This window comes from Pseudomonas sp. EYE_354, assembly GCF_023148575.1.
Classification (GTDB): Bacteria; Pseudomonadota; Gammaproteobacteria; order Pseudomonadales; family Pseudomonadaceae; genus Aquipseudomonas.
On record NZ_JAHXNQ010000003.1, the window covers coordinates 37,631 to 55,530 of the forward strand.

At 60.8% G+C, this 17,900-nt stretch carries 11 protein-coding genes; 5 read left to right on the top strand and 6 right to left on the bottom strand.

The window, feature by feature from the left end:
- Window positions 1-330: 330 nt before the first annotated feature.
- From ntrC to glnA, 5 genes are all read right to left on the bottom strand, one after another.
- The gene (gene ntrC, locus KZX66_RS04870) at window positions 331-1,767 is read right to left on the bottom strand and encodes a nitrogen regulation protein NR(I) (RefSeq protein WP_017849926.1); all 1,437 of its coding nucleotides are present in this window, start codon (window positions 1,765-1,767) and stop codon (window positions 331-333) included.
- Window positions 1,764-2,849, bottom strand: a complete 1,086-nt coding sequence (gene glnL / locus KZX66_RS04875) for a nitrogen regulation protein NR(II) (protein WP_248077013.1) — start codon at window positions 2,847-2,849, stop codon at window positions 1,764-1,766. The genes ntrC and glnL overlap by 4 nt, the downstream gene beginning before the upstream one ends.
- A 294-nt stretch (window positions 2,850-3,143) precedes the next feature.
- Window positions 3,144-3,569, bottom strand: a complete 426-nt coding sequence (locus tag KZX66_RS04880) for a cupin domain-containing protein (protein ID WP_248077016.1) — start codon at window positions 3,567-3,569, stop codon at window positions 3,144-3,146.
- A gap of 95 nt (window positions 3,570-3,664) precedes the next feature.
- Window positions 3,665-4,204 carry a chorismate mutase gene (locus KZX66_RS04885; RefSeq protein ID WP_248077018.1) on the bottom strand — a complete coding sequence of 180 codons (540 nt, stop codon included), beginning with the start codon at window positions 4,202-4,204 and terminating at the stop codon, window positions 3,665-3,667.
- Between the two features lie 129 nt (window positions 4,205-4,333).
- Entirely contained in the window at window positions 4,334-5,740 is a 1,407-nt protein-coding gene (glnA, locus tag KZX66_RS04890; RefSeq protein WP_024072899.1) for a glutamate--ammonia ligase, read from the bottom strand.
- Window positions 5,741-6,074: 334 nt separating this feature from the next.
- Between glnA and thiI the strand changes: the two genes are divergently transcribed.
- Together thiI and typA are read left to right on the top strand one after the other, a co-directional pair.
- On the top strand, window positions 6,075-7,529 hold the full coding sequence (gene thiI, locus KZX66_RS04895) for a tRNA uracil 4-sulfurtransferase ThiI (RefSeq protein WP_248077019.1): 1,455 nt from the start codon (window positions 6,075-6,077) through the stop codon (window positions 7,527-7,529).
- A 139-nt stretch (window positions 7,530-7,668) separates the two neighbouring features.
- On the top strand, window positions 7,669-9,489 hold the full coding sequence (typA, locus tag KZX66_RS04900; RefSeq protein WP_008028025.1) for a translational GTPase TypA: 1,821 nt from the start codon (window positions 7,669-7,671) through the stop codon (window positions 9,487-9,489).
- A 178-nt stretch (window positions 9,490-9,667) separates the two neighbouring features.
- On the opposite strand, the gene KZX66_RS04905 is transcribed toward typA, so the two are convergent.
- Window positions 9,668-10,102 carry a YkgJ family cysteine cluster protein gene (locus KZX66_RS04905; protein WP_248077710.1) on the bottom strand — a complete coding sequence of 145 codons (435 nt, stop codon included), beginning with the start codon at window positions 10,100-10,102 and terminating at the stop codon, window positions 9,668-9,670.
- Window positions 10,103-10,342: 240 nt separating this feature from the next.
- Here KZX66_RS04905 and KZX66_RS04910 point away from each other — a divergent pair, with 240 nt between their 5' ends.
- The 3 genes from KZX66_RS04910 (at window position 10,343) to KZX66_RS04920 (ending at window position 17,848) form a co-directional block, all read left to right on the top strand.
- The gene (locus KZX66_RS04910; protein ID WP_248077021.1) at window positions 10,343-12,793 is read left to right on the top strand and encodes a glycogen/starch/alpha-glucan phosphorylase; all 2,451 of its coding nucleotides are present in this window, start codon (window positions 10,343-10,345) and stop codon (window positions 12,791-12,793) included.
- A gap of 172 nt (window positions 12,794-12,965) precedes the next feature.
- Window positions 12,966-16,496, top strand: a complete 3,531-nt coding sequence (locus tag KZX66_RS04915) for a DUF2339 domain-containing protein (RefSeq protein ID WP_248077022.1) — start codon at window positions 12,966-12,968, stop codon at window positions 16,494-16,496.
- The gene (locus KZX66_RS04920; protein WP_248077711.1) at window positions 16,496-17,848 is read left to right on the top strand and encodes a DUF3999 domain-containing protein; all 1,353 of its coding nucleotides are present in this window, start codon (window positions 16,496-16,498) and stop codon (window positions 17,846-17,848) included. Before KZX66_RS04915 ends, KZX66_RS04920 begins: the two co-directional genes overlap by 1 nt.
- The last annotated feature ends 52 nt before the right edge of the window (window positions 17,849-17,900 follow it).

Below are 17,900 nucleotides of genomic sequence, written 5' to 3' on the forward strand. Positions count from 1 at the left end.
GGGCTCCCAAAACGGTGTGAAGCCTCAAGAGGCTTCGGTGTTAAAGAGGGGATTCTCGGCCTGCCTGTACCAAGGTCCCCGAAACTGGGTTGTACCAGGGTTATTGCAGGGCGCGTGCCAGAGTGGCGCAGGAGTGCCAAAAAAATCTTTTAGAAAGCACAAAGCCCCGGAATACGGGGCTTTGGTGTTTTGCAGCTCATCTTTTTTCAGCAATGTTCAGGTGTCTGCCGTTGGCGCCATGCCCGATGCCGGTTCATGGTGCCTTGAAGCGGTGCACAGTTCCTGAACCTTGAACAGATGCACCTGTGGGATTGTCAGCGGATCTGAGGCTTAGCCCTCATCCCCGTCATCATCATCCGCACCATCGACCTTCATCCCCAATTCCTTGATCTTGCGCGTCAGGGTATTACGTCCCCAGCCCAGCAACACCGCGGCGTCGCGACGGCGGCCGGCGGTGTGCTTCAAGGCGGTCTCGATCATGATCCGCTCGAACGCAGGCACCGCGCTGTCCAGCAGGTTCGACTGGCCACGCGCCAGTGCCTGGTCGGCCCACTGGCGCAGTGCCTGCTCCCAGTTGGTCACCGGTGCTGAGTCCTGCGGCAGGCTCAGCAGTTCCGGCGGCAGATCGCTGATATGCACTTCGCGGCCGGACGCCATTACGGTGATCCAGCGGCAGGTGTTCTCCAACTGGCGCACGTTGCCTGGCCACGGCAGGTTTTTGAGGTATTCCTCGGTTTCGCTTTTGAGCAGCTTCGGCTCCACCGCCAGCTCCTGGGCGGCGCGGCTGAGGAAGTGGCGAGCGAGGGTCGGGATGTCTTCGCGGCGATCCGACATGCGTGGGATGTGGATGCGGATCACGTTGAGGCGGTGGAACAAGTCCTCGCGGAATTTGCCCGCGTGTACCAGGGTTTCGAGGTTCTGGTGCGTGGCCGCAATGATGCGCACATCGACCTTGACCGGCGTGTGCCCGCCGACGCGGTAAAACTCGCCGTCCGCCAGTACGCGCAGCAAGCGGGTCTGGGTGTCGGCCGGCATGTCGCCGATTTCATCGAGAAACAAGGTGCCGCCGTCCGCTTGTTCAAAGCGGCCCCGACGCAGGTTGGCTGCACCGGTAAATGCGCCTTTCTCATGGCCGAACAGCTCGGATTCCATCAGGTCTTTTGGAATCGCCGCCATGTTCAGCGCAATAAACGGCGATGCTGCCCGTGGGCTGTGACGGTGCAGGGCGTGCGCCACCAGCTCTTTACCGGTCCCCGATTCGCCATTGATCAGCACGGTGATGTTGGAGTGGCTCAAGCGCCCGATGGCGCGAAACACTTCCTGCATCGCCGGTGCTTCACCGATGATTTCCGGGGTGCGGGTCAGGGCCGGCGGGGCTTCCTGGTTTTGCTGCTCCTGAGCGTGCTGATTGGCGCGCTTTACCAGCGCCACGGCCTCGTCCACGTCAAACGGCTTGGGCAGGTATTCAAACGCGCCGCCCTGATACGACGCGACAGCGCTGTCCAGGTCCGAGTGTGCGGTCATGATGATCACCGGCAGGCGCGGGTGCTGCTCGCGAATCCGCGCCAGCAGGTCCAGGCCACTGGCGCCGGGCATGCGGATGTCAGAGATGATCACGTCGGGCTGCTGGCGCGCCAGGCGGCTCATCACCCCGTCGGCGCTGTCGAAGCTCTGGGTGGTCATGCCTTCCTGTTGCAAGGCTTTCTCGAGGACCCAGCGGATAGAACGGTCGTCATCGACGATCCAGACAGTTTCACTACGGCTCATGTCGATTGGGCTCCTTGTTCCAGTGGCAGAAAGATCGAGAATGTGGTGTGGCCGGGATGGCTCTCACATTCGATCAGGCCCTGATGCTGGCTGATGATGTTCTGGGTAATGGCCAGGCCCAGCCCGGTACCGTCCGGGCGGCCGCTGACCATGGGAAAGAAAATGGTTTCCTGCAGTTCCGCAGGAATACCCGGACCGTTGTCGATGATCTCGACCTTGGTTACCAGGCGATGGCGCACATGGCCGATGGTGAACTGGCGCAGGGCGCGGGTGCGCAGGCTGATGCGGCCCAGGCGCAGTTCGTTCTGGCTGCTGATGGCCTGCATGGCGTTGCGCACGATGTTGAGGACCGCCTGGATCATCTGTTCGCGGTCGATCAACACGTCGGGAATGCTCGGGTCATAGTCGCGCACCAAGGTGATGCAGCCCTGGCTTTCCGCTTCAACCAACTGGCACACGCGCTCCAGAACTTCGTGCACGTTGGTCATCGCCAGCGATGGCAATTTGTTGGAGCCGAGCATGCGGTCCACCAGGTTACGCAGGCGGTCGGCCTCTTCGATGATGACGTTGGTGTAGTCCTTGAGGTGTTCCTCCGGCAGCTCACGGGCCAGCAACTGCGCCGCGCCACGAATGCCGCCGAGCGGGTTCTTGATCTCGTGGGCCAGGCCGCGCACCAGCATCTTGCTGGTTTCCTGTTTGGACAATTGCGCTTCTTCTTTGGTGATGCGCAGCAGGCGGTCGCGGGGGTGCACTTCGAGCAGCAGCAGGGTCGCGCCATTGCTCAGAATCGGCGTTACGGCGTAGTCGACGGTCAGCGTCTGACCGGTGAGAGCGGTGAGCATCGCTTCGCGCTTGGTGAACGGGTGCGCCTGCTCCACGGCCTGGCGCAACGAACTCAAGGCCTCGGCCGACTCGGTGAACAATTCGCTGATGAACTGCCCATGGCTGCGCTGACCACTGATGGCCAGGAGCATTTCCGCGGCCGGGTTCATGTACTCAAGACGCAGGTCGTCATTGAGCAGAATGGTTGCGGTGGTCAGATTGTCGAGTAGCAAACGGTGCAGTGCATCGCTGATGGTCATCAGGACCTCTTTTGGAGCAAGGCGCGGGCTTGAGGCACACGCTGATACAAGGAAAATGCAAAAACCAAACCAAGGCTCCGAAAAGAAGCGTTAATCGCCTGAAATAGGGGTTCCAGGCGCGAAACTGTGGCGTTCTGCCAGCTTGTTCGGGAAGTTTCGAACCAAAATGGGTTGAGCGGGTGGGTAGGGTGCAGTGACGGGCACCAATATAGTGCGTTTTTGAAAGGGCTGTTCAGCAAGCATTCCAGGGATCGTGCGCGGCGTTTGGACGCGCATGATCCAAGGGGGTTGCTATCAATAGGGTTGGGACAGCGGCATATCCGGTGTGCCTGCGTAGAACACCAGCAATTCCACAGGTGTCTTTCCGGTTGTGCCTCGATGCACTGTGCCGACCATCTCTGCCAGGGTTTCTCCCGGTTTGAGCGTGCGAGCCAGCCCGCCCTGGCGGGTTTCGACTGTCAGCTCACCCGAGACCACATAAGCCGCATTGGGGATTGGGTGGCTGTGCCAGGGCATCTGTGTATTTGCCGGGATCCGGATTCGCAACAGTGTGAGTTCCGGCGGCCCGGCGGGGTAGGTTTTATAGGGCGCTCCATCCCATGATGAGTGGCTCTTGAGCAGAACTTGCTGTTCGACGTGCGCAGCTTGCATGGGTGGGCTGCCGCAGCCGATGACAGATAAGCAGGCAGTGGCGGCGAGCAGGCATTTGAGGGCATTCATGGTTCCGTCCTGTTTGGTCAGTGAGCCGTCAGGCTATGGCTGCCAATGGGCGGATGGATGCCGGACGGCGCCTCAAATCGAGTAGTCCGTAACCGTTATTGGTTGGTCTGGGTACACAGTTCGCCCGTGGCGCGGATCATCGCGATCTGCAGCAGCGGCTCGTTGAGTGGCTCGTGCACAGCCTGCGCGACCCATTGCGGGCACGCGGGGTTGCTGCGCTCGGGGCTGAAGTCGGCCAGCTGTTGCAGCAGGCGTTTTTGCAGTTGGTCCAATTGTGGGCGGATCTGCCCCACCAGGTCAGGACGCGGGGCGTCGGGTGCCTTGCCCTGCCAATGCCAATCGGACAGGTGGGTGTACTGCACCAGTTTATTGGCCTCTATCTGCGCCGCAAAAAACTGTTCGGCGACATCGGGAGACAGTTTGTAGTTGGCAGCCTGTGCTCTCACGCTGGCGATAACATCCTGTTCCCGTGCGCGGTCTTCTACCGCCTTGCGGCTGTCCCATTTGCTCAGTGCCACTTGGTCGGCGATGCTCACGCGTTCGGCGATGCTGTCGAGCAAGGGGGCGAGTGTGGCGGGCGCTGCCGATACGTTGGTAGCGATCAATAGCAGGGCGAATGCGATTCTGAGTTTCAAGGTTGATCTCCTTGTCGAGCGGATAGGCGAAGGGCCAATGGTGAGGATGCCGAGGCATTATGTCAGGCAAAAAAAAGACCTCCCGAAGGAGGCCTCTTTCGTCACGCTGCGTCAAGCAGCGCTACCGGATCAGCAGCTGTAGTACAGCTCGTATTCCAGTGGGTGTACGAAGGTGCGTACTTTGATTTCTTCTTCGCTTTTGAGCTCGATGTAGGCATCGATGAAGTCGTCGCTGAATACGCCGCCTTTGGTCAGGAACGCACGGCCCTTGTCCAGCTCTTCCAGGGCTTCTTTCAGGCTGCCGCACACTTGTGGGATCTCTTTGGCCTCTTCAGGCGGCAGGTCGTACAAGTTTTTGTCGGCTGCGTCGCCAGGGTGGATCTTGTTCTGGATACCGTCCAGACCGGCCATGACCAGTGCAGCGAAGGCCAGGTACGGGTTGGCTGCTGGATCCGGGAAGCGAGCTTCGATACGGCGAGCGCGAGGGCTGGACACGTAAGGAATGCGGATCGATGCCGAACGGTTGCGAGCCGAGTAGGCCAGCATCACTGGTGCTTCGAAACCTGGGACCAGACGCTTGTAGGAGTTGGTCGACGGGTTGGTGAAGCCGTTCAGGGCCTTACCGTGCTTGATGATGCCGCCGATGAAGTACAGGGCGGTGTCGGACAGGCCGGCATAACCTTCGCCAGCGAAGGTGTTCTTGCCTTCTTTAGCGATGGACAGGTGAACGTGCATACCCGAACCGTTATCGCCGTACAGTGGCTTAGGCATGAAGGTAGCGGTACGGCCGTAGGCATCTGCCACGTTGTGTACGCAGTACTTCAGGGTCTGAACTTCGTCAGCCTTGGCAACCAGGGTGTTGAACTTCACACCGATTTCGTTCTGGCCGGCAGTCGCCACTTCGTGGTGGTGAACTTCGATGACCAGGCCCATTTCTTCCATGGCGTTGCACATGGAGGTACGGATTTCGTGGTCGTGGTCGAACGGCGGAACTGGGAAGTAGCCACCTTTGATGCCTGGACGGTGGCCTTTGTTGCCGCCTTCCACGTCCTGGTCGGACATCCAGGAACCTTGTTCGGAGAAGATTTTGAACATGGAGCCGGAGATGTCGGACTTGAACTTGACCGAATCAAAGATGAAGAATTCTGGCTCCGGGCCTACGAATACGGTGTCGCCGATACCAGTCGACTTCAGGTATTCCTCGGCGCGCTTGGCGATCGCACGTGGGTCGCGGTCGTAGCCTTGCATGGTCGAAGGCTCGATCACGTCGCAGACGATGATCAGGGTTGGGTCTTCGGTGAACGGGTCGAGGACCGCGGTGCTGTCGTCCGGCATCAGGATCATGTCGGAGGCTTCGATGCCTTTCCAGCCGGCAATGGAGGAACCGTCGAACATTTTGCCTTCTTCGAAGAACGCATCATCCAGCGCATCGCGAGCCGGCATGGTCACGTGGTGCTGAGTGCCTTTGGTGTCCGTGAAGCGCAGATCAATCCATTTAACGTCATGATCTTTGATGAGTTGAACCGACTTCGACATAGTGTCCTCCGGGTGGCTTCGGGCTGGGGTAGTGGAGTTAGCCCTTAGAATGTGGGTGATGCCGGCGCGGATAGTCCGCCATGGCAACCTGCCTCACAAGAGAGCAAATTGCATGCCAGTGCGCCAACATGGGTTTTCTGCTCCAAAAACGCCCCTATAAAGGTGCATTGCGACAAACACCGAAAAATAGCGCACCGCAATGTGGCGTCAGTGCGCACAAATGCACCGCTTTAGTGCGCAGTGACTGCGTTGCATATTAACTGGTTAAACCTTGAGCGATTTCCGCTATAATCCGCGCCCCCCTTTTTCAGCAGGCCCGGCGCGCGCTGTTTCCATGAAATTAATCGTTAAAGTCTTCCCTGAAATCACCATCAAAAGCCGACCGGTACGGATGCGTTTCATCCGTCAGTTGGCCAAGAACATCCGTGCCGTGCTCCGCGATCTGGACCCGGCTGTGGTGGTCAATGGTGTGTGGGATAACCTCGAGCTGGAAACCCGCCTGACCGACGCCAAAGCCTTGAAGGATATGACCGAGCGCCTGAGCTGCATGCCGGGCATTGCGCATTTCCTGCAAGTGGATGAGTACCCGCTGGGTGACTTCGACGACATCACCGACAAGTGCAAGCTGCACTTTGGCGGCGAGCTCGAAGGCAAGATTTTTTCGGTGCGTTGCAAGCGGGCCGGCAAGCACCCATTCAGCTCGATGGATGTCGAGAAATACGTCGGCAGCAAGCTGCGTCGCGAGTGCGGTGCGGCTGGAATTTCCTTGAAAGCGCCGCAAATTGAAGTGCGCATGGAAATTCGCGACCAACGGTTGTTTGTGATCCACAGCCAGCACAATAGCATCGGCGGCTATCCGCTGGGCGCCCTGGAACAGACCCTGGTACTGATGTCCGGCGGTTTCGATTCTACGGTAGCGGCCTACCAGATCATGCGCCGCGGCCTGATGAGCCACTTCTGCTTCTTTAACCTGGGCGGGCGTGCACATGAATTGGGCGTGATGGAAGTTGCGCACTTTATCTGGAAGAAGTACGGCAGCTCCCAGCGCGTGCTATTTGTGAGCGTGCCGTTCGAGGAAGTACTGGGCGAAATTCTCGGCAAAGTCGATAACAGTCATATGGGCGTAGTATTGAAGCGTATGATGTTGCGCGCTGCGTCCCGAATTGCCGATCAGTTGCAGATCGATGCGCTGGTGACCGGCGAAGCGATTTCCCAGGTCTCCAGCCAGACGCTGCCAAACCTGTCGCTGATCGACTGTGTGACCGAGAAGCTGGTATTACGCCCGCTGATCGCCAGCCACAAGCAGGACATCATCGACCTGGCGGAAGAAATCGGCACCGCCGACTTCGCCAAGCATATGCCTGAATATTGCGGGGTCATCTCGGTGAATCCCAAGACCCACGCCAAGCGCAACCGCGTGGAGTACGAAGAACAACAGTTCGACATGGCGATTCTGGAGCGTGCGCTCGAGAACGCCAAACTGGTGCCGATCGATCGGGTTATCGACGAGTTGGGCCAGGATGTGCAGATCGAAGAAGTCAGCGAAGCTCTGGCCGGTCAGATCGTCATCGACATCCGTCATCCGGATGCCGCTGAAGACGAGCCGCTGGAAATCGCCGGCATCGACGTACAAACGCTGCCGTTCTATGCATTGAACGCGCGTTTCAAGGAACTGGATGACAGCCGTCAGTACCTGCTGTATTGCGACAAAGGCGTGATGAGTCGCCTGCATGCCCACCATTTGCTCAGTGAGGGGCATGCCAATGTGCGCGTTTATCGACCGAGCTAAGAGCCCGGGGCTGTTTGCCTGTGGCCTGCGTCACCGGCCCCCCGACTCTGCCGTCAAGCTGTAACGGCAAGGCCTGACTCTACTGTAAATCGCTGCCACGACCTGTCAGCACACCGAATCCTCTGATCGAGATACACAAGTGATCGAAAATCTACGTAACATCGCCATCATTGCTCACGTTGACCATGGTAAAACCACCCTGGTAGACAAACTCCTGCGTCAATCCGGCACTCTGGAGCGCAACGAGCTCAACGACGAGCGCGTGATGGACTCCAACGACCAGGAAAAAGAGCGCGGTATTACCATCCTGGCAAAAAACACCGCTATCAACTGGAACGGCTACCACATCAACATCGTGGACACCCCGGGCCACGCCGACTTCGGCGGCGAAGTTGAACGTGTAATGTCGATGGTTGACTCCGTTCTGCTGCTGGTCGACGCTCAAGACGGCCCTATGCCGCAAACCCGTTTCGTGACCAAGAAGGCTTTCGAAGCCGGCCTGCGTCCGATCGTGTGCATCAACAAGGTTGACCGTCCAGGCGCGCGTCCGGACTGGGTTCTGGACCAGATCTTCGACCTGTTCGACAACCTGGGCGCCACCGAAGAGCAGCTGGACTTCAAAGTCGTCTACGCCTCGGCCCTGAACGGCATTGCCGGTCTTGACCACACCGACATGGCTGAAGACATGACTCCGCTGTACCAGTCGATCGTCGACAACGTACCAGCACCGAAAGTTGACCGTGAAGGCCCGTTCCAGATGCAAATCTCGGCACTGGACTACAACAGCTTCCTGGGTGTTATCGGCGTTGGCCGTATCGCTCGTGGCAGCGTCAAGCCGAACACCCCGGTTGTCGCTATCGGCGCTGACGGCAAGAAGCGTAACGGTCGTATCCTGAAGCTGATGGGTCACCACGGTCTGCACCGCATCGACGTCGAAGAAGCCTTCGCTGGCGACATCGTGTGCGTCAGCGGTATGGACTCGCTGTTCATCTCCGACACCCTGTGCCAGCCGGACAACGTCGAGGCGATGAAGCCTCTGACCGTTGACGAGCCAACCGTTTCCATGACCTTCCAGGTAAACGACTCGCCTTTCTGTGGTAAAGAAGGCAAGTTCGTGACCTCCCGTAACATCAAGGAGCGTCTGGACAAAGAGCTGCTGTACAACGTTGCTCTGCGCGTTGAAGAAGGCGACTCGGCTGACAAGTTCAAGGTCTCCGGCCGTGGTGAGCTGCACCTCTCGGTACTGATTGAAACCATGCGTCGCGAAGGCTTCGAAATGGGTGTTGGTCGTCCGGAAGTGATCATCCGTCAGGTTGACGGCGTGAAGCAGGAACCGTTCGAAAACGTCACCATCGACACCCCTGAAGAATCCCAGGGCAAGGTCATGGAAGAGATGGGCCTGCGTAAGGGCGACCTGACCAACATGGTGCCGGATGGTAAAGGCCGTGTGCGTCTGGAATACAACATCCCTGCTCGTGGTCTGATCGGTTTCCGTAACCAGTTCCTGACCCTGACCAACGGTGCTGGCATCCTGACCTCGATCTTCGATCGCTACGACACCATGAAGTCCGGCGACATGTCCGGCCGTCAGAACGGTGTTCTGGTATCGGTAGAAACCGGCAAGGCACTGACCTACTCCCTGGAAACCCTCCAGGCGCGTGGCAAGCTGTTCGTTGAACACGGTCAAGAGATCTACAACGGTCAGATCGTTGGTCTGAACAGCCGTGACAACGACATGGGCGTCAACCCAACCAAAGGTAAGAAGCTCGACAACATGCGTGCTTCGGGTAAAGACGAAACCATCGCCCTGGTTCCACCTGTTCGCTTCACCCTGGAACAGGCTCTGGAATTTATCCAGGACGACGAGCTGTGCGAAGTCACGCCTAAGTCGATCCGCCTGCGTAAGAAGATCCTGGACGAAGGCGAGCGTACCCGCGCTGCCAAGAAAGCCAAGAACTGAGTTAACTCAGGCTGAATGAAAAACGCCCCCGGTCGAAAGACCGGGGGCGTTTTTTTATGCCTGATCGTTCCCACGCTCTGCGTGGGAATGCCTCTTGGGACGCTCCGCGTCCCGCGTTCAAGGGCGGACGCAGAGCGTCCAGGGCTGCATTCCCACGCGGAGCGTGGGAACGATCATCTTAGAACTTATCCAGCGTACGGAACTTGGTCTCGCGCACCACTTCCTTTGGCTTGTACGCGCAATACCCCGGCCGCGGGCCGATTTTCGGGTGGTTGCGGCAGGTGTCCGGGCGCTTGTCATAAATAGTGCAGAAGCGCGTCTTACGATCCAGGTACAGGCAGTCGTTGTTGCTCATGCGCTGCAGGGTAAAAATTTCGGATTTGTTGTTGTAGCGCTCGACGATGCCTTCCTTCTGCAGCCGCTTGGCGATGTTCTTCGGCGGGTCGCCGCGCTCGAATTCGTCGACGATGCCGATGCGGATCAGGTCCTTGATCTTCACTTCGACCGGCAGCGTGCAGCAGCTGGACACGCAGCCGCCGCACATGTGCGCGGAATATTTCTGCCAGGTCTCGAGACGGTCAAGTTCCGCGGCGGCGATCAGTTGAGGCTTCATCAGGGTTCCAAAAGGTGGGGCGGTATCCGGGCGCGCGATCATACCGGGATTGGTGGTTTTTTGAACAATATTTTGCGTGTTTCGGCCCGAAGGTGCGCATTGCTCAAAAGCAGGCACGGCCAATGCATCAAAACCTGTTAAAGGTAAATGCGTTAAAAAACTGCCGAACCAGAGCGGCCACCGTCTGTCAGACCGTCTAGGCTCTAGCAACTCCTTCTATCTCGCCCGAGGTCGCAATTGATGTCTCAGGAACCACTTGCACGAGAAGCAGAGGTAGCCGCATTTCGCGATGCCGTCTTGACCAAACTCACCTACGCGGTGGGCAAGGACCCGGATCACGCCTTCGACCATGACTGGTTCGAAGCCATTGCCCTGGCCGCGCGCGACCAGATGGTCGACCACTGGATGAACCACACCCGGCGTATCTACCGTAAAGGTCAGAAGCGGGTCTATTACCTCTCCCTGGAATTCCTGATCGGCCGTCTGCTCTACGACAGCCTCAGCAACCTTGGTGTGCTGGAGATCGCGCGCGAGGCGCTGGCCGAGTTGGGCGTCGATCTGGAGCGTATCCGCCTGCTGGAGCCCGACGCGGCGCTCGGCAACGGTGGCTTGGGCCGTCTGGCCGCGTGCTTTATGGAAAGCATGTCGACCCTGGGCATTGCCGGTCATGGCTATGGCATTCGTTATGAGCACGGCTTGTTCCGCCAGGCGATTGTCGATGGCTGGCAACAGGAACAGACCGAGCGCTGGTTGGATTTCGGCAACCCTTGGGAGTTCGAGCGCGCCGAAGTGATCTACCCGATCGGTTTCGGCGGCAGCGTGGAAACCCTGCCGGACCCCGCCGGCAAGTTGATCCAAGTGTGGACGCCCGGCGAGACCGTGCGTGCCGTCGCCTACGACACCCCGGTGGTCGGCTGGCGCGGCGCCAGCGTCAACACCCTGCGCCTGTGGCGTGCGCGGGCGGTGGAAGACTTGCACCTGGAACGCTTCAACGCCGGTGACCACCTGGGCGCCGTCGCCGAAGTGGCCCGTGCCGAAAGCATCTCCCGAGTGCTTTACCCGGCCGACAGCACCGAAGCAGGGCAGGAACTGCGCCTGCGCCAGGAATACTTCTTCGTCTCGGCGTCGCTGCAAGACTTGCTGCGTCGCCACAAAAACATGCACGGCTCGGTATTGAGCCTGGGCGAACACGCGGCGATCCAGCTCAACGACACCCACCCGTCGATCGCGGTGGCCGAGTTGATGCGTCAACTGGTGGACTTGCACGATATTGCCTGGGACGCGGCCTGGCAGGTCACGGTCGAAACCTTGTCCTACACCAACCACACCTTGCTGCCCGAGGCGCTGGAAACCTGGCCTGTAGGCTTGATGGAACGCATGCTGCCGCGGCACATGCAAATCATCTACCTGATCAACGCCCAGCATATCGACTCGCTGCGTGCCAAGGGCATCCATGACTTTGACGTGCTGCGCGCCGTGTCGCTGATCGAAGAAGACAACGGCCGCCGTGTGCGCATGGGGAACCTTGCGTTTCTCGGCTCCCACAGCGTCAACGGCGTGTCCGGCCTGCACACCCAACTGATGCGCAGCACGGTGTTCTCCGAACTGCACAAGCTGTACCCGGAGCGCATCAACAACAAAACCAACGGCATTACCTTCCGTCGCTGGCTGTACCAGGCCAACCCCAAGCTCACGCAGATGTTGGTGGATGCGCTGGGGCCGGACATTCTCGACAACATGGAGACCCGCCTGGGCGAGCTGGAAACCTTTGCCGAGAAACAGGCCTTCCGCAAAGCCTTCGCCGACCAGCGTCTGCACAGCAAGCGTGCCCTGGCCGAGATCATCCACGAGCGCCTGGGCATTTCGGTGAACCCGGCGGCGATGTTCGACGTGCAGGTCAAGCGCATCCACGAATACAAGCGCCAGTTGCTCAACCTGATGCACACCGTGGCGTTGTACCAGGCGATCCGTGCCGAGCCCGAGATCGACTGGGTGCCGCGTGTGAAGATCTTCGCCGGCAAGGCCGCGGCGAGCTATCACCAGGCCAAGTTGATCATCAAACTGACCAACGACATCGCGCGCACCGTCAACAACGACCCCACCGTGCGCGGTTTGCTCAAGGTGGTGTTCCTGCCCAACTACAACGTCAGCCTGGCCGAAAGCATCATCCCGGCGGCGGATTTGTCGGAGCAGATCTCCACCGCCGGTTTTGAAGCGTCCGGCACCAGCAACATGAAGTTCGGCCTCAATGGCGCGCTGACCATCGGCACCATGGACGGCGCCAACGTGGAGATGCACGAACGCGTAGGCGCCGAGCACATGTTTATCTTTGGTCTGAGCGCCCAGCAGGTCGAAGCGCGCAAGCAGGCCGGTGAGTTCAGCGCAGGGCCGGACATTGCCGCCTCCCATCGCCTCAACGATGTGCTGCAGGCGATCCGTGGCGGAGTGTTCTCGCCGGATGATCCGGGCCGCTACGTGGGCTTGATCGACGGCCTGATCGACTACGACCGCTTCCTGGTTTGCGCCGACTTCGATTCCTACTGGGACGCCCAGGCCAAGGTCGAGGCCCATTGGCACGATTCCAAGGCGTGGTGGCGTTCGGCGGTGCTGAACACGGCGCGGATGGGGTGGTTCAGCTCGGACCGCACGATCCGCGAGTACGCCACCGAGATCTGGAAAGCGCTCGACTAAACCAATGCAGTAGAAAAATGGGAGGGGGCTTGCCCCCCGATAGCCGCGTGTCAGTTTGCAGATATGTCGACTGGCACAGCGCTATCGGGTGCAAGCCCCCTCCCACATCTGTTGCGCGTCGATATACTAGGCCCCGGTCTGCCCGCCTCGGGCTGCTCAGGGAATATCGACCATGCAATGGATTTTCATGCTGATGGGCCTGGTGCTCGGCTGGACGCTCGACGAGTCGTTCTATGACGCAGGCATCGGTGCGCTGCTGGGGTTGGGCATTGGCCAGGCGATTCGCCTGTCCAGGCTGGCCGCCCAGGCGCAACAGCAAGCGCTTCAGCTGGAAACCACGCAGAAGGCCGTGATTGCGCTGGGTGATCGGTTGCGGCAACTGGAAGTGCCCGCGCCAACCAGCAGCGTCATTGTCGAAGACCCCAGCCCGGAACTTGCCCCAGAATTCATCCCTGCACCCGCAGCTGTTGCCCAAACCCCCGAGCTTGTGTGGGAGTTACCGGCCGAATTGGCGTCCGTCGCCGCTGTTGCCGAGCCGAGCCAGGCGCTGCCGGACGACGTTTGGGTGGCCACGCCACATCCTCAAGAACCTGCCGCGCCCCGTGACCCCAACCTGATCGAACGCGCTATGAGCGGTGCGCGCAATTGGCTGTTTGGCGGCAACACGGTGCTGCGGGTGGGCGTGGTGCTGTTGTTCCTTGGCCTGGCATTCCTGTTGCGCTATGCCACCGAAGGCATGGTGGTGCCGATCGAGCTGCGTTACGCCGGGGTGGCGGCAGCGGCGGTCGGCCTGTTGGGTCTGGGCTGGTGGTTGCGGCTGCGTAACAGCAACTATGGCCTGATGCTGCAAGGCACCGGCATTGCGGTGCTGTACCTGACGGTGTTTGCGGCGATGCGCCTGCACCCGCTGATCGATCCTGGCGCAGCCCTGGGCCTGCTGGTGGCGGTCACGGTGTTTTCGGCGATCCTGGCGATTACCCAGGACGCACTGGGCCTGGCCTGCGCGGCTGCGCTCGGCGGCTTTGCGGCACCGATCCTCACGTCCACTGGCGCCGGTAACCATGTGGCGTTGTTCAGTTATTTCGCCTTGCTCAATACCGGAATTCTCGCCATCGCCTGGTTCAAGGCCTGGCGTTTGCTCAACCTGATTGGTTTTGTCGGCACCTTCGGCATTGGGTTCGCCTGGGGCATGCGTTCCTACACGCCGGAGTTGCTGTGGAGCACCGAGCCGTTCCTGGTGCTGTTCTTCCTGATGTACCTGGCCATCGGCCTGCTGTTCGCCCGTCGTAAATTGCAGGAGATGGGCGATGCACCCGAAGGCCGTGATGCGTTGCTGCGCTGGTCTGCGGCCAAAGGCGATTACGTCGACGGCAGCATGCTGTTCGGCCCGCCGCTGGTGGGCTTTGGTTTGCAGTTCGCGCTGGTGCAGCACCTGGAGTTTGCCGCTGCGTTCAGTGCATTGGGCCTGGGCATTATCTATATGGGGCTGGCCCGGTTGCTCAGCGGTGGGCGCGCCTTGTTGCTGGCCGAAACCTGTCTGGCCCTGGGAGTGATTTTTGCCAGCCTGGCGATTCCACTGGGTCTTGATGCACGCTGGACCGCTGCGGCGTGGGCGGTGGAAGGCGCGGGCATCTTCTGGCTCGGCTTGCGCCAACAACGGCCATTGGCACGTGCCTTCGGTCTGTTGCTGCAAGCGGGCTCGGCGCTGGCGTTTCTCAGCGAGCTGCGTATCGGCGAACACACATTGATTGATGGCGCGCCGTTGGGCGCCATGCTGCTGGGCGCGGCGCTGCTGTTGAGCTTCCATCACTTGCGCCAGGCGCCGAGCGAGCAGGCCGCGCAGTGGGAGCGCAAAGGGCTGCCGCTGCTGGCGAGCCTGGGTTTGAGTTTCTTGTACCTGCTCGCACCGCTGCTGTTGCTGACCCAAGGCACCGCCGTGAGCTGGGCGATCGCCGGGCTGGTGACGCTGTTTGTCGGTTTGCGCATTGGCTCGCGGACCTTCCTGTTCACCGCGTTTGCCGTGCAGTTGCTGGGCGGGGCGTTGTTCCTGCTGCGCTTGCAGGGCGGAGAGGGCGCGGCGGTATTCAGTGCGGGCTGGAGTGGTTTGCTCAGCGCCTCGCTGATCGGCCTGGCCTTGATCGGCGGCATGCTGCTGGCCGCCCGCGACGATATGGTGCGCAGTGATAGACGCCTGTTACGCGGGTTGTCGGTGGTGCTGTTGGCCGGTCTGGTGCTGATCAATCTCGCGGTGCTGTTCGTGCTGCCCTGGGAAAGCGCCAGCGGCGTATGGGCGGCCAGTGGCTTGTTTATCATCTGGTTGAGCCTGTACCTGCAACAGCGGGTCAGTTTCGTGTTCGGGTTGCTGCTGCAACTGATCGGCGGTGGCTCATTTTTGCTGGCGGTGCCGGATCTGCTCGGGCCTTTGTCTCGCGAGGGCTTGAGCCCATTGGCCCACGCCGGTTTCTGGACGCCGTTGGTGCTGGGCCTGGCCGCCTTGATCGGCGCCTGGCGTCTGCAGCGTGAACCCCATGCGCCGGTGTTCGCTGTATTGAAGCTGCAACGTCTGTCCGACCTGCTGCTGATGTGGGGCGCGGCCTGGTGGACGATGGCGCTGATCGGTGAAGTGCTGAGATTCGTGGCCGATGAGTTACAAGGTGCCTGCTTGCTGGGGGTTGCGGCGGTCAGCGTGGCAGTCTGGACGCTGTTGGCAACACGCCTGCGCTGGGCGTCGCTGGGCGTGCTGTGCACGTTGCTGATGCCGGCAGCGGGCGTGGTGTTGCTGGCGTCGGCGCACACCTATTACCACCCGGCGGCGCAGTTCGGCCTGTTGGCCTGGTTGGCGGTGTTTGGGGTGCATTTCGTCTCGCTGCGACGGTTGGCGGCGGTGGTGCCGACCAAGGTGTTGAGCGTTGCCCATGTGCTGGGCTGCTGGATGCTGATCGGCGTGCTGGCGCTGGAGCTGCGTTATGGCCTGTTGCGTCTGTCGGCCGAATACAACGCCTGGCGCTGGCTGGGCTGGGCGATTCTGCCGAGCCTGTACCTGGTGCTGGCTGCTGCGCCGCGCCATTGGCCGTGGCCGGTGTCGGCGTACCCGCGCGAATATCGGGTGCTGGCGGCGTTGCCGCTGGCGGTGCTGATGCTCGGCTGGTTCTGGCTGGCGAACAGCTTCAGCGACGGCACGGCTGAGCCATTGCCCTATGTGCCGTTGCTCAATCCGCTGGACCTGGGCCTGTTGTTCGCGCTGCTGGGCGTGTACCTGTGGGGCCGCAGCGTGGCGCCGCAACGTGGACCGCGTGCCGAGCGGCTTGCCCAGGGTATCGCGGGCCTCTCGCTGTTCGCGTTCTTCACGGCGCTGGTGATGCGCACCGCGCACCATTGGGGCGGAGTGCCGTTCCATCTGGATGCGCTGCTCGAATCAATGTTGGTGCAAGCCGGCCTGTCGATTGTCTGGACCCTGATCGCCCTCGGCCTGATGATCGGCGGGCATCTGCGTCATCGTCGCGAAGTGTGGCTGATCGGTGCGGCGCTGATTGCGGTGGTGGTGGCCAAGCTGTTCTTCGTCGAGTTGAGCAACCGTGGCGGTCTGGCGCGGATCGTGTCGTTTATCGGCGTGGGCGGGCTGTTGCTGGTGGTGGGCTATTTTGCGCCGCTGCCACCCAAGCGTGTCGAACCTGTGCCCGAAACTGAAGGAGCATCCTCTTGATCGGTAAGTTGAGTGTGGCCGTGGTCGGCCTGTGCGCGGCGTTGTCGGCGTCGGCTCAGGAAACGCCGGCGGAGTTCACCCGCCAGGTGCCGCTGAGCGTCAGCGGCAATGGCCCCTGGTATCGGCTTGAACTGCCACTGGCCGTGCAATTGAACGCGGCCCAGGCCGACCTCAGTGACGTGCGCGTGTTTAACGCCGCCGGCGAGCCCCAGGCGTATGCGCTGTCGCGTCAGTCGTCGCAGCGTACCGAAAGCCGCACCGTCACTGAGGTGAAGTGGTTCCCGCTGTACGCCGCCGACACCCGCGAAACCCTGCCCGGTGTGGTGATGAAAACCACCATCGAAGGCACGCTGGTCGAAATCAAACCGTCCACTGCCGCCAAGCCTGGCAAGCAGGTATTGCGTGGCTGGGTGCTGGATGCCAGCGCGATCAAGGCGCCGTTGCAGCAATTGAGCCTGGACTGGAGCCTTGAGCAAGAGGGCTTCCAGCGTTTCAGTATCGAGGCCAGCGATGACTTGCAGCATTGGCAGGCCTGGGGCGATGGGCAAGTGGCGCGTTTGTCGTTTGCCGATGAGCGGGTCGAGCAGCATGACGTCAGCTTACCGGGGCAATCGGCGCGCTACCTGCGTTTGGTATGGCAAGGGCAGGCCGCGCCGCTGTTGACCTCGGCCAAGTTGGTGAGCGCCACCAGCAGCAGTCTGCCGATGCCGTTGATGTGGTCGCAGCCGCTGGCCGGTACGCGGCTCCAGGCCGGTGAGTACAGCTGGCAACTGCCCACTGGTTTGGGGGTGGAGCGCTTGCGTATCGAGATGAAGCAGCCCAATACCCTGGCGCCGGTGACGTTGGCCGGACGCAATGATGCCAGGCAAACCTGGCAGCCGTTGAGCAATGGCTTGCTGTATCGCCTGAGCCAGAACGGCCAGGATGTAGTGCAGGACCAATTGCAGTTGCCGGGCCAGGTGGTCCGCGAGCTGAAAATGCAGGTGGACGAACGCGGTGGCGGCCTGGGCGCCGAAGCGCCGGCGTTGCGTTTTGCGGTGCGTGCCACTCAGTTGGTGTTCCTGGCGCGGGGTGAGCCGCCGTTCACCCTGGCCTTTGGCAATGCCTCGGTGAAAGCGGCGAACCTGCCGCTGACGACGCTGATCCCGGACTCCAGCGCCGAGCACCTCAAGACGTTGGGCCAGGCCACGCTCGCGGGGGAGGTCGCGGTCACGTCACCTGCTGCCGTCGCTGCCGTCGAAAGCGGGCCGAACTGGAAAAAACTCGGGCTCTGGGCCGTGTTACTGCTGGGTGTGGCGGCCCTGGGGGCCATGGCCTACAGTTTGCTGCGCAAGCCGCCGGCGGCACGTTAAATAAAGTCCATGAACTCTATTGGGTTTAAATCCTCTGATAGGAGGAAATACG

Bases quoted from the DNA above. Each gene is read 5' to 3' on its own strand.
- ntrC (WP_017849926.1), bottom strand. From the start codon at position 1,767: ATGAGCCGTAGTGAAACTGTCTGGATCGTCGATGACGACCGTTCTATC.
- glnL (WP_248077013.1), bottom strand. From the start codon at position 2,849: ATGACCATCAGCGATGCACTGCACCGTTTGCTACTCGACAATCTGACC.
- KZX66_RS04880 (WP_248077016.1), bottom strand. From the start codon at position 3,569: ATGAATGCCCTCAAATGCCTGCTCGCCGCCACTGCCTGCTTATCTGTC.
- glnA (WP_024072899.1), bottom strand. From the start codon at position 5,740: ATGTCGAAGTCGGTTCAACTCATCAAAGATCATGACGTTAAATGGATT.
- thiI (WP_248077019.1), top strand. From the start codon at position 6,075: ATGAAATTAATCGTTAAAGTCTTCCCTGAAATCACCATCAAAAGCCGA.
- KZX66_RS04905 (WP_248077710.1), bottom strand. From the start codon at position 10,102: ATGAAGCCTCAACTGATCGCCGCCGCGGAACTTGACCGTCTCGAGACC.
- KZX66_RS04910 (WP_248077021.1), top strand. From the start codon at position 10,343: ATGTCTCAGGAACCACTTGCACGAGAAGCAGAGGTAGCCGCATTTCGC.
- KZX66_RS04915 (WP_248077022.1), top strand. From the start codon at position 12,966: ATGCAATGGATTTTCATGCTGATGGGCCTGGTGCTCGGCTGGACGCTC.